The sequence below is a fragment of the Streptomyces sp. BRA346 genome (genome assembly GCF_052851135.1).
Genome location: NZ_JAIWIH010000012.1, coordinates 320,512 through 332,204, shown reverse-complemented (window position 1 = coordinate 332,204; position 11,693 = coordinate 320,512). Strand labels below are relative to the sequence as shown.

Below are 11,693 nucleotides of genomic sequence, written 5' to 3'. Positions count from 1 at the left end.
GGCGCGATACCCGGTGCTCCGGGGCTCACGCCCAGCCCTTGAGGTCCTCGACGAAGTCCGTGTAGGAGTCGTTTCTGCCCTCCGGAGCGGAGATCAGGCCGCGCTCCAGCGCCTTACGCGCGACCAGAGGGCCGTCGCTCTCACGAAAGGGCGGTGAGCCGAGCCGTCCTTTGAGCGCTTCCTTGGGATCTCTGATCCGGCCCGTGTCCTTGCCGCGCAACCGAGCCGGAACTTTCCACCTCGGACGTACGTGAGGGAAAGCGTCCGGGAAGAGGAGGAGCCAGCCCTCGGATTCCCAAGCGGCGAGCGCGAGAGCGGTGTGGTGCAACCCGTCGCACTGCCGGCCGAATTCCTCCGTGACCGCGGTACGGACTCTTCTGTAGTCCGGATCGGTGAAACCATCCACGTCCTCGTGGACCACAAACCCGAGAAGCTCTGCCTTCTGCTGGAGCGCCTTGGCCCGCGCCTTTCCGGTAAGTGCCTTCACCGCCGCTGTCAGGTCAGGGCCGGACTTTTTGCGCAGTCGCACGGGGTCGTTGATACGGACCAGCTTGGCGGCCGCGCCTAAGTCGGGACGGTGCGCGCGTATCAAAGCGGCCATGATCTCGCAGTCGTTCTGATCCTCACCGGCGAGGACGATGACTCGGTCCGGCGTACCGCCGCGCCGGCCACCTCCCCGACCTCTGCTGGTCACAACGCGCCCCCGGTGAGGTCGCCGCCGAGCACGCCCGCGAACCACAGTTCGCCGAGTGGCTGGTCGCCGGATTCCTCCACGATCGCTTCGACTTCGCTCACCGTCAGCGCCGGAATGATCGACGCGCCGTCGTCGTCCCGATCGCAGACGACGAACTCGCCGGGACGAAGCCGGTTCACGAGGGCGGGCGAGTGAGTGGCGACGATGAATTGGGTGCGTTCGGATGCTTCCCGAAGCCGCTGCACCACGAGCTCCAGCGCCTGCGGGTGCAACCCATGATCGATTTCCTCGATACAGGTGAAGGCCGGCGGATGCGGGTCGTAGAGAAGGGCGAGCAGCCCGAGCAGCCGGACCGTGCCGTAGGAGGCATCGGCCAGCGGGGTCAGGCGGCGCAGACTGCGCTCGCGCAGGACGACGGTGAGTTGATCGATCGAACCGCCGGCTTCTTCGAATTCGATGTTCTCCAGTTGCGGGAGAACCAGCCGGGCGTCCTCGACCAGATTCTCCCAGATGTCATCCCGACCGCTGAGGCTGATCAGGAACGCGGCAAGGTTCTCGGCGTGGGGCGCCAGCGTCGTCATGTCCGCGGCACGCAACTGAGTGGGCATCCGGGCGGCAGCCACGTCCACATCGAAGACCCGGAAGGAGGAGAGGCGGTCCGCGACGCGGGTCACCTCGTCACCACCGTCTGAGGGGCCGAGCCTGGGGAGTGTGGACAAGCCACTGCTCAGTCTGCGGATACCGAAACTGCTTTTTCGGCCCTCCTGCCTGCCGGCACGTTTGTCGACCACCCTCGCTTCCTCACCGGAGATGGTGATGCGCCGCCCCCGCCCCTGCGTTCGCTTGAATACGAAGCTCTCTTCGCGGGACAGGGTGTAGGCGGCTCGACTGCTGTCCCGGTTCGCGGGAAGGGATCGGCGCCGGATCGTGAGGCTGTATTCGTCGGGCGCGTTGAGTGTGGAGTTGCTCGTCCAGGTCGCCTTCAGCTGCACGCGCATGAAGGTGGGTGGCTTCACGCCACCCCAGAAGGCGGCCTCGTCGAACCCGCCCCGCGCGTCGAGCGCGGGCTGGAGGTCCGTGCGAATGATGTCGGCAAGGAAGTCGAAAACCTTCAGCACGTTCGATTTGCCCACGCCGTTCGGTCCCACCAGCACGGTCAGCGGACCGAGCGGGATGGTCACGTCGCGCAGGCTTCGGAAGTTCTCGACGTGGAGTTCGAGGAGGCGGCTGGGCATGGGATGAACCTATCCGGTGGGCGATCTCGGCAAAGGCAGATCCCGCATCAGTTCAGCCTTCACCGCGCATCGCCCTCACCCCTGAGCGTGGCGGGGGTCGTGCCGCGTTCGCCGCGGTTGTCAGTGGGGCGCCGTACGGTTTTCTTCGTGGCCGGTGACGTCCCTGGCGGCGGAGCCGGCCGCCGACGCGGTACGTCGCGTCGTCGTGCTCTCGGTGGGGGGTCAGTGTGGTGACACGTAAGCGGCAGGGCGTCCTGTCAAGCCCCGCGGCGGGGATTTCCGCCCTGGCGCGGGCGTCGGGAAGAATGCCGGGACGATGACGTCACCAGCTTCCGGCCCGGGCGACATCGGGCACGCGCCGTTCACCCATCTGACCGTGCGGAACGCGGTTTTGTACCGACAGGTGATGCGGGCGTTCCTCGCGGCGAAGGAGCGGTTCGCGGTGCATCTGCGGCCCGAGGACGTGCACGCCTCGCTGCCCCCGGAGCACCGGCCGCCGGAGCTGGACGCGGTGGTGAAGGCCCTGGACAGCCTCGTGGAGTGGGGCAATCTGCGGGCGGATCCGGACACCTCCCGGGTCACCGCGGTCGAGGACTTCTACCGCAAGCGGTTCATCTACCAGCTCACGCAGGCCGGGGAGGCCGCCGAGCAGGCGTTGTCGGTGTACGACGAGGCGCTGGGGCGGCGCGGTGCGCTGCAGGCGGTGGCGCTGCACGACATCGTCACGCAGCTGCGGGCGCTGCTCGTGATCGCCGCCGAGCGGGAGGGGGACGGGCCGGACGCGGCGAAGGCGCACCTGGCGCTGTCGGCGCTGACGGGCCGGTTCGAGGCGCTGGCGGAGAACGCGCGGGCGTTCATGGGGTCGCTGCAGCGCACCATGGATCTGCACGGTGTGGAGGTCGAGGTGTTCCTCGCCTACAAGGACCGGCTGATCCAGTACCTGGAGCGGTTCATCCAGGACCTGATCACGCTGGGCGGGCGGATCGCGGTGCTCATCGGCGAGCTGGAGCAGGACGAGCGGGCCGGTGTGCTGCTGCGGCTGGCGGCGGCCCGTGAGGCGGCCGACGCCGCGCCCGAGGACGCCGAAAGCGCCGAGGAACAGGCGTACGAGCGGTGGACGGCGAAGTGGTCGGGGCTCACCGCCTGGTTCGTCTCGGCGGACGGCCGTGAGTCGCAGGCCCGGCTGCTGCGCGGGCGGGCCCTCGGGGCGATCCCGCAGCTCCTCGCGGTGGTCAGGCAGTTGAACGAGCGGCGGGCCGGGCGTTCGGACCGGTCCGCGGACTTCCGTACCCTGGCCCGCTGGTTCGCCGAGGCCCCGGACGACGAGGCGCGGCACCGGCTGTGGCGCGCCGCCTTCGGCCTGTACTCCGCGCGTCATCTGACCGTGGACGCCGATACGCTGGCCGAGCACACGGCCCACCCGGTGCCCGCGTCCACGCCGTGGGCCGATGCCGAACCGCTGCGCATCAGCCCCCAACTGCGCCGTACCGGCAGCTACGAGCGCCGCGGCCGGGCCCGCCGGGTGCGGGACCGCTCCGAGCAGCGACACCGGCTCGCCGAGATCGCCGCCAGGCAGGCCGAGGAGATCGCCGCCGCCCGGGCCCGGCTCGCGACGGACGGCACCACACGACTGTCCGCGCTGGGAGAGCTCGACCCGGTGGCCTTCGGGCTGTTCCTCCAGCTGCTCGGCGATGCCCTGGCCACGTGGCGGCCCGGTATGACGAGCACCGTGGCGACCAGCAACGACGGCTCGATGGAGATCCGGCTGACGGCGCTCGCCGACGGGACGACGGCCGACATCCGCACGGCGGGCGGGACCTTCCGCGGCCCCGACCACCTGGTCGACATCGCCGACCTCACCGCCCCGGCCGCGCGGGACGGCCACACACCGGCAAAGACGATCGAGGGGGAGCTATGACCACGCCCCTGGGCGAGGTGCTGGACGGCCGGCGCACGGCCGAGGTGCACAAGGCGGCCCGGACGCTGTTGAAGGAGCCGCTGTTGCTGGCGCGGGGCCCGCACGCGGACGAGTTCCGGCTGGTGCGGCAGCACGCCTCCGAGCTGCGCGACTGGTTCGACCGCAACACCGGCTGGTCGCTGCGGGTGGACGCGGAGGCCGCCCGGCTGGCCCGGATGCCCGGCACCTTGGGCGATCCCACCCATCCGGCGCGCGAGGCGTCCCGTGGCCGCGCCGCGTTCACGCGCCGCCGGTATGTGCTGCTGTGTCTGGCCCTGGCCGCGCTGGAGCGGGGTGAGGCGCAGATCGCCCTGGGCCGGCTGGCCGAGCAGGTGGTGCTGGACGCCGCCGATCCCCATCTGGCCGCCGCCGGGGTGCAGTTCACGATGGAGCGCCGCGACGAACGCCTGGACCTGGCGGCGGTCGTGCGGCTGCTGCTGCGCCATGGGGTGCTGCGGCGGGTTGCCGGCGAGGAGGAGGCGTACGTCAGCGGCAGCGGCGACGTGCTCTACGACGTGCAGCGGCGCGTCCTGGCCGGACTGCTGGCCGCCCGCCGGGGCCCGTCGACGATCATCGCCGAGGACTTCGAGGACCGGCTGGCCGAGCTGACCGCCGAGAGCGCGCTGGACAGCGACGAGCTCCGATTCCGCGCGATCCGCCAGCGGCTGACCCGGAGGCTGCTGGACGACCCGGTGCTGTATTACGACGAGCTGACCGACGAGGAACTCGCCTACCTGACCCGCCAGCGTGCCTTCCTCACCGCTCGCATCACCGAGCTGACCGGCCTGGTCGCCGAAGTGCGGGCCGAGGGCATCGCCATGGTCGACCCGCACGACGATCTGACCGACATACGGATGCCGGAGCAGGGCACGCACGGCCACGTCACCCTGCTGCTCGCCGAACACCTGGCGGCCACGGACGGCGAGGTGAGCCGCGCCGGCCTCGAAGGCAAGGTTCGGGAGATGGCCACCGAACACGGTGCGTTCTGGTCCAAGAGCGCCAAGCAGCCCGGCGCGGAGGCGGAGCTGGTCGGCCAGGCGCTGGAGAGGCTCACCGCGCTCGGCCTGGTCGCCGCCACCCCGGGAGGCGTCGTGCCACTGCCCGCGCTCGCGCGGTACGCGGTCGGTGAGACCGTCGTGACGGAGCCGGGACAGGCATCCTCCGGCACACCGCGTGCTCCTCGCACACCCCGCGCCCCCAAGCGAAAGGCACCGCAGTCGTGACCGCCCTGCCCGACCCGACACCCGGCCGGTGGCAGCCGCTGCGCATCGGCCTGGTCGACCTCTTCCACTACGACGCGGAGGAGTTCTGGTTCCGCGACGGCCGCCTCCTGCTGCGCGGCAACAACGGCACCGGCAAGTCCAAGGTGCTCGCCCTGACCCTGCCCTTCCTCCTGGACGGTGACCTGTCCGCGCGCCGGGTGGAACCCGACGCCGACCCGGGCAAGCGCATGGAGTGGAACCTGCTGCTCGGCGGCCGGCACCCGCACCCGGAGCGGCTCGGCTACACCTGGATCGAATTCGGCCGCCGCGACCAGGACTCGGGCCGGGCGCACTTCCGCACACTGCTGTGCGGGCTGAAGGCGGTGACGGGCCGCGGCATCGCCCGCCACTGGTACGCGGTCACCGACCAGCGCGTCGGCGAGGAGCTGACCCTGCTCGACGCCACCGGCACCGCGCTGTCGCGGGACCGCCTGGCCGAGGCCGTCGCCGGCCGCGGCATGGTCCACGACCAGGCGAAGGCGTACCGCAGGGCGGTCGACGAGGCGCTGTTCGGGCTCGGCGAGCGACGCTACGCCGCCCTGGTCGACCTGCTCATCCAGCTGCGCCAGCCCCAGCTGTCCAAGCGCCCCAACGAGACGGCGCTGTCCCGCGCGCTGACCGAGGCGCTGCCGCCCATGGACCAGGCGGTGATCGCCGATGTGGCGGAGGCGTTCCGCTCCCTGGACGAGGAGAAGGAGGAACTGCGAGCGGCCAGTGAGGCCGAACGGGCCGCCTCTGCCTTCCTCGACCACTACCGCCGCTACGCCCGCGTGGCCACTCGCCGGCGGGCCCGGCTGCCGCGCAGCGAACACGCCCGCTACGAACAGCTGCACCGTGACCTGTCCCAGGCGCGGACCGAGCGGGAAGAGGCCGAGCGGCAGCGGGACGAGGCCGCGGAGCGGATCGCCCGGCTGGAAGAGACGGCCGTGCGGCTGACGGCTCAGGACACCGCGCTGCGCGCGGGGCCGGAGATGCGCAGCGCCCGGGAGCTGGAGCAGGCCGCGGCCGATGCGCGGCGCACCGCCGACGAGCGTGCCCGGGCAGAGGCGGACCGGGACCAGGCCGCCCAGGCGAACTCCCGCGTCCTCGGCCGCCTGACGAGCGCCGAAGGGCGGCTGGCGGCGGCCGGGCAGCAGGTCGAGTACACCCTGCGCCAGGCGCGGGAGACGGCCCGGGCGGCCCGGCTCGACGACGTACTGGGGCCCCACGAGGCGGTCCCGGAGGCGGAACTGCGCCACGCGGCGGAGGAGTCGGTGGCACGCCGGAGGCGCACCCTCGACCACGTGGAGGAGCTGGCCGGGCAAGCCGAACAGGCCGCCGGCGAACGGCGGGCCGCCGCCCGCCGCCTGGACGAGGCCCAGACCGAGGCCGCCCACACCGCCGAACGCCGGGCCCAGGCGGAGGCCTCCGCCGCCCAGGCGGGCCGGGACCTGGTGAGCGCCGTACGCGAACATCTCGACCGGTGCACGGAGTTGAGCCTTCCCGACCCGACGGGGCTCCTGGACGCCTTGCACGACTGGGCCACGCATCTGCACGGCCCCGGCCCCGCCCGGGAACAGGCCGCGGCGGCTCACCGCGGGCAGGCCGCGGACCTGGCCGACCGGGCCGCCGCACTCGGCCAGCGGCTGGCCGAGTTGGCCGAGCGGCGCACCGCGGCGAGCAGGGAGCTGGCGGACCTGGAGGCCGGTGGTCAGCATGGGCCGGAGGCACCCCACACGCGTACCCCGGGCCTGCGCGACCGGACTCCCGGATCCCCTCTGTGGAGGCTGGTCGACTTCCACGACCACGTCACTCCGGACGAACGGGCGGGGCTGGAAGCCGCGCTGGAGGCGTCCGGGCTCCTGGACGCATGGGTGTGCCCGGACGGCACCGTTCTGGAGGCGAGCGGGCACGACGTGCTGCTGTCCCCGCTGCCTTCGCAGGCGTCGCCGGCCGGCTCCGTGCTCGCCGACGCGCTGCGGCCCGCCGTCGACCACGGCGATCCCCGGGCCGCGCAGGTCGGTGAACCCGCCGTATCCGCTCTCCTGGCGGCCATCGGTCTCGGGGACACCGGTACGCCCGGCACCTGGGTGGCGGCGGACGGCCGCTTCCGCGTCGGCGCGCTGACCGGCGGCTGGTCGAAGGAAGCGGCCGTGTACGTGGGCGAAGGCGCCCGCGAGGAAGCACGCCGCGCCCGGATCGCCACCCTGCGCGGCGAACTGGACGCCCTGGCCGACAGCACGGCACGCCATGAAGCCGAACGCGCCACGGTGGCCGCGCGCCGGCGCACCCTGGACGCCGAACTCGCCGCCGTCCCCGACGACGCTCCCCTGCGCCACGCCCACGCGGTGGCCGCCGCGGCGGCGGACGCCGCCCACCGGGCCCGTACCCGCGAGGAGGAGCGCGCGGCCGAACTCACCGAGGCGGCCCACCGCGAGGCCGAAGCGGTCACCGCGCTGACCGAGACGGCCGACGCCGTGAACCTGCCCGCCGACCGGCCGTCCCTCACGGCCGTCCGCCAGTCCCTGGCCGACCACACAGCCGCCCTCGCCGCCCTGTGGCCGTCCCTGCGCGACCGCGCCGAGGCGCGACGCGCCGTCGCCGACGAGCGGGCGGAAGCCGACCGGACCGGGGAGCGGGTGACCGAACTGGACCAGCGCATGGCCGAGGCGGCCCGGCTCGCCGCCGCCGCGGACGAACACCACACCACGCTCCGCTCGACCGTCGGCGCGGCCGTCGCCGACCTGGAGCGCCGTCTGACCGAAACCGCGGATGCCCTCGCGTCATGCGAGCGGGACCAGAAGCAGGCCCGTGACGCGTACTCCGCCGCGGACCGCCGGGCCGGCCGTGCCGAGGGCCGCATCGAGCAGTTGGACAAGGACGTCCATGAAGCGGCGGCCACGCGCGCCGAGGCCATCGCCGCGCTCCAGCGGTTCGCGGCCACCGGCCTGCTGACCGTCGCCCTGCCCGAGGCTCCCGTGCCACCGCTGGACGGCGGCGTCTGGGCCGCCACCCCGGCGATCGCGCTCGCCCGGGCGATCGAGGCGGCCCTGTCCGGCACGGACGACTCCGACGGCGCCTGGGAACGCGTGCAGAAGCGGCTCAGCGAGGAGTACAAGAAGCTCCAGGACGTCCTCTCCCGGGGCGGCCACCGCGCCACGGCGCGCATGACCGAGGACGGGATGATCGTCGACCTCGTCTACCAGGGCCGCGAGCGGGCGGTGCCCGAACTGGCCGGGGCCCTGGCCACCGAGGTCGAGGAACTGTCCCGCATTCTGTCGGCGCACGAACGCGAAATCCTGGAGACCCACCTGCTGACCGAGGTCGCCGGCACCCTGCAAGAGCTGATCGGCACCGCCGAGCGCCAGGTACACGCCATGAACACCGAACTTGAGCAGCGGCCCACCTCCACCGGCATGAAGCTGCGGCTGATGTGGCGGCCCTCCCGCAAGGCACCGGCCGGCCTGGCACAGGCGCGGACACGGCTGCGCCAGTCCGCCGACGCCTGGGCGGCCGAGGACCGGGCGGCGGTCGGCGAGTTCCTGCAGGCCCAGATCGCCCGCGCGCAGGCCGAGAACGCCACGGGCAGCTGGCTGGAAGTGCTCACCACCGCGCTCGACTACCGTGCCTGGCACGAATTCGGCATCGAACGCCACCAGCACGGTGCCTGGGTGCCCGCCACCGGTCCGGCCTCCGGTGGCGAACGCGTCCTGGCGGTCTCCGTACCCCTGTTCGCCGCCGCCTCCGCTCACTACGCCACCGCCGCTCCCCACGCCCCGCGCCTGGTCACCCTGGACGAAGCCTTCGCCGGCGTCGACGACGACTCCCGCGCCAAGTGCCTGGGCCTGCTCCACGCCTTCGACCTGGATGTGGTGATGACCAGCGAACGTGAATGGGCCTGCTACCCGCAAGTGCCCGGCATCGCCATCGCCCAGCTCTCCCGCGTCGACGACATCGACGCGGTCCTGGTGACCCGCTGGCAGTGGGACGGCGCCGAGCGGGCACGGGCCCCCGAACCCGACCGCCGCACGGCGACCGTCCCCGCACCGGCACACTCGCCGGGGGGACCCGGCCCGGCCCCCGCCGAGGCCCCCGCCGAGGCCCCCGCGTCCGGCCAGAACGCCCTGTGGGCCTGAGGCTGGGAAGCGGGACCGGCCGTGAAAAGGAAGGACCGACCGTGGCGAGGAAGGGGGACGACCTCCACATGAGCGCATCCGATGCCCCCGCCGGGCGCGTCGACCGCGACCGCCTCACCCGCCTCCTCGGCGACCCGGGCTGTGCCTGGCTGCTGGACCGGATACGCCGCCGCCTGGAACGTGCCGAGCCACTCACCGGCCCGGTCACCCTGGCCGCGCCCACCGACGGCGAGCGCGCCGCCGCCGAACGCCTGCTGGGCCGGGCCCCCGGCGGCGGGCGCTCGCTGAGCGTCCGGCTCGACGCCGTCGACGCCGTTCTGCGCCGCTCCGGCGTCAGTCCCGACGGCCTCGCCGCCGCCGTCATCGCCCTCACCGGGCCCGTCACCCTGCTCAGCGACGTACGCCAACGGGAGGCGGACGCCTGGCAGGACGCGTACACGCCGCTCACCGACGTGTGCTCCGAGCGGCCCGGACTGGCCGACTGGGGCGAGCACCTACGCGCGAGCGGCCTCGTCCGCCGCCTCGCACGCGGCCCGGGGACCGCCCGGTCCCTGCTCGCCTCCACCGCGACGGCGCTGCGGGCCCTGCCCACGGATCCGGCCGTCTCCCTCCCCGCGTTCGCCGCCCGCACCCTCGGCAACGCCCACGCCCTGGACGACGGCACTCCGCTCGCCACCCTCGTCCACTCCGGCATCCGCGCCCTGACCGGCTTCCCCGACGGCACCGGAGCCGAGTGGCGCCGCGAGGCATGGGCCTCCGCGGGACTCCTCAAGGACGCCCTGTCCTCCACCGTCCTGACCCTGGGCCTGCGCGGCACACCCGCGCTCGACTGGGCGGCCGGCACCGGGGAACCGACCGTGCTCACCCTGCGCCAGCTCACCCGCACCCCTCCCCGAGCAACGCCCCCGGTGGTGCGCGTCTGCGAGAACCCGACCGTGCTCGCCACCGCGGCCGACGCCTACGGCCCCGCCTGCCCGCCCCTGATCTGTCTCCAGGGCCAGCCCTCGGCCGCCGCCCTCACCCTCCTGCGCCACCTGCACTCGCACCGGGCGCATCTGCTCTACCACGGCGACTTCGACTGGGGCGGCGTACGCATCGCCGCCGCCCTGCTGCGACGCGTCCCCTGGCGCCCCTGGCGTTACACCGCCGCCGACTACCGCGCAGCCGCCGGCAGAAGCCCCCTGGCACCATCCCTGACGGGCACACCCGCCACCACTCCCTGGGACCCGGACCTGCGGGCCGCCCTCGGCGAACTCGGCGTACGCGTCGAGGAGGAGACCGTCCTCGACGATCTCCTGACCGACCTCGCACCCTGACACCTCAACGGGACCGCCAAGCGCCGCCACCCTCGTGGAAGTGGTCCACGCCCACGTACGCCATCGACGCCATGCTCAGCGCCACCGCGCTCGCCGCCCCCGGACCCGCAACAGTGCTCACCTCCGACCCGGAGGACCTCACGGCGCTGTGCGGCGGACGCGTCACCGTCATCAAGATCTGACGGCGCCCTCGTCGCGCACTGCCGGGCGGGCCCGATACGCACGGCGAAAGCAGCGCGGCCCTTCTCGCACATCGAGCATCTTGGCCGTCTGCACGAGGGTGCCCCGGGAGAACGGGAACAGCGTGTCGGCGGCCACCCTGCGGTGCGTCTTCGCCTGGTCGTCGGCCATGCCGCGACCGGTGATGCCGGCCGGCGCGGGGCATCGGTCATCCGCCGCCCAGCGCGCACGCGAGGCGCGCTGCCGTCGTCGCCCACAGAGCCACCCTGCCCTGGTCATTTCCTTGGCGGTCACGCCCGACAGCCTCCGCGGGACCCGCCGGGCTGTGCCTCAGGTCTGGCTGGACGACCAGGGCCGCATCCGCCGTCAGCAGATCACCATGAACGTGAAGCCCACGGAACGGTCGGACAAATCCGCCGTCCCGCGGAAGATGACAGTGCGCACGCTGATCGAGTTCTCCGACGTCGGCACCGAGGTCGACCCGGAGGTTCCGTCGGCGGGACAGACCACCGACATGACGGGCAAGACCGGCAAGCAGCAGAGCTGAGCGGGCTCAGGGAGAGGCGAGCAGCAGCATCGCCATCGTCAGCTGAGCGAGCCACTGCAACTTGACCGCCCAGGAACGGGCGGTGGAGAACGGCAGCCGCTGCTGGGGGCAGCTTGCGGCGAAGAGGCCCAGCGCCGCCGACACGAGGAACGCGCCGAAGATCACCGGGCCAGGGATGGCGGAGCATTGGTTGCCGTTCGTGATGCAATCGGCGGCGCGCTCCGTCATCAGGGAGAGCACGATGCTGATGATGGCGGTGGGGATCAGCAGGCCGACGCCGACCTTCGCCGCTGTGCGGAGCCTTCGGTCGTGTCCCGCGTCGGGCGTGTCGGCGGCGCTCGGTTCGGCGGAAGCTGTCTCGTTCATCCGTCCACTCAACCGCGGGCG

9 protein-coding genes and 1 pseudogene are annotated in these 11,693 nt (G+C 73.0%); 6 read left to right on the top strand and 4 right to left on the bottom strand.

Annotated features, from left to right (window positions below; translation table 11 throughout):
* Window positions 1–25 precede the first annotated feature (25 nt).
* Both LCH29_RS17875 and LCH29_RS17870 read right to left on the bottom strand, forming a co-directional pair.
* Window positions 26–694, bottom strand: coding sequence for a hypothetical protein (locus LCH29_RS17875; RefSeq protein ID WP_446462713.1), 669 nt, complete (start codon window positions 692–694; stop codon window positions 26–28).
* Window positions 691–1,929 (bottom strand): AAA family ATPase, encoded by a 1,239-nt coding sequence (locus LCH29_RS17870; protein ID WP_446462712.1) that lies wholly within the window; start codon window positions 1,927–1,929, stop codon window positions 691–693. The genes LCH29_RS17875 and LCH29_RS17870 overlap by 4 nt, the downstream gene beginning before the upstream one ends.
* Before the next feature lie 316 nt (window positions 1,930–2,245).
* Here LCH29_RS17870 and LCH29_RS17865 point away from each other — a divergent pair, with 316 nt between their 5' ends.
* From LCH29_RS17865 to LCH29_RS17845, 5 genes and pseudogenes are all read left to right on the top strand, one after another.
* Window positions 2,246–3,847 carry a TIGR02677 family protein gene (locus LCH29_RS17865; RefSeq protein ID WP_446462711.1) on the top strand — a complete coding sequence of 534 codons (1,602 nt, stop codon included), beginning with the start codon at window positions 2,246–2,248 and terminating at the stop codon, window positions 3,845–3,847.
* Window positions 3,844–5,109 carry a TIGR02678 family protein gene (locus LCH29_RS17860; RefSeq protein WP_446462710.1) on the top strand — a complete coding sequence of 422 codons (1,266 nt, stop codon included), beginning with the start codon at window positions 3,844–3,846 and terminating at the stop codon, window positions 5,107–5,109. Before LCH29_RS17865 ends, LCH29_RS17860 begins: the two co-directional genes overlap by 4 nt.
* The gene (locus LCH29_RS17855; protein ID WP_446462709.1) at window positions 5,106–9,263 is read left to right on the top strand and encodes a TIGR02680 family protein; all 4,158 of its coding nucleotides are present in this window, start codon (window positions 5,106–5,108) and stop codon (window positions 9,261–9,263) included. Before LCH29_RS17860 ends, LCH29_RS17855 begins: the two co-directional genes overlap by 4 nt.
* Before the next feature lie 68 nt (window positions 9,264–9,331).
* Window positions 9,332–10,579, top strand: a complete 1,248-nt coding sequence (locus tag LCH29_RS17850; RefSeq protein WP_446462708.1) for a TIGR02679 family protein — start codon at window positions 9,332–9,334, stop codon at window positions 10,577–10,579.
* Window positions 10,580–10,635: 56 nt separating this feature from the next.
* Window positions 10,636–10,761, top strand: a pseudogene (locus LCH29_RS17845) (DNA-binding protein); the annotation flags it as partial.
* On the opposite strand, the gene LCH29_RS17840 reads toward LCH29_RS17845, so the two are convergent.
* Window positions 10,751–11,053: a hypothetical protein gene (locus tag LCH29_RS17840; protein ID WP_446462707.1), complete on the bottom strand. Its 303-nt coding sequence runs from the start codon at window positions 11,051–11,053 to the stop codon at window positions 10,751–10,753. The pseudogene LCH29_RS17845 and the gene LCH29_RS17840 sit on opposite strands and share 11 nt — an antisense overlap.
* A gap of 31 nt (window positions 11,054–11,084) precedes the next feature.
* On the opposite strand from LCH29_RS17840, the gene LCH29_RS17835 reads away from it, so the two are divergent.
* Window positions 11,085–11,306 carry a hypothetical protein gene (locus tag LCH29_RS17835; RefSeq protein ID WP_446462706.1) on the top strand — a complete coding sequence of 74 codons (222 nt, stop codon included), beginning with the start codon at window positions 11,085–11,087 and terminating at the stop codon, window positions 11,304–11,306.
* A 6-nt stretch (window positions 11,307–11,312) separates the two neighbouring features.
* Here the strand turns inward: LCH29_RS17835 and LCH29_RS17830 are convergent, their stop codons facing one another.
* Window positions 11,313–11,672, bottom strand: coding sequence for a hypothetical protein (locus LCH29_RS17830; RefSeq protein WP_446462705.1), 360 nt, complete (start codon window positions 11,670–11,672; stop codon window positions 11,313–11,315).
* Window positions 11,673–11,693: the final 21 nt, after the last annotated feature.

What these genes read in the sequence shown, in the direction of transcription:
- LCH29_RS17870 (WP_446462712.1), bottom strand. Translation starts at nt 1,929, where the DNA reads ATGCCCAGCCGCCTCCTCGAACTCCACGTCGAGAACTTCCGAAGCCTG.
- LCH29_RS17865 (WP_446462711.1), top strand. Translation starts at nt 2,246, where the DNA reads ATGACGTCACCAGCTTCCGGCCCGGGCGACATCGGGCACGCGCCGTTC.
- LCH29_RS17860 (WP_446462710.1), top strand. Translation starts at nt 3,844, where the DNA reads ATGACCACGCCCCTGGGCGAGGTGCTGGACGGCCGGCGCACGGCCGAG.
- LCH29_RS17850 (WP_446462708.1), top strand. Translation starts at nt 9,332, where the DNA reads ATGAGCGCATCCGATGCCCCCGCCGGGCGCGTCGACCGCGACCGCCTC.
- LCH29_RS17830 (WP_446462705.1), bottom strand. Translation starts at nt 11,672, where the DNA reads ATGAACGAGACAGCTTCCGCCGAACCGAGCGCCGCCGACACGCCCGAC.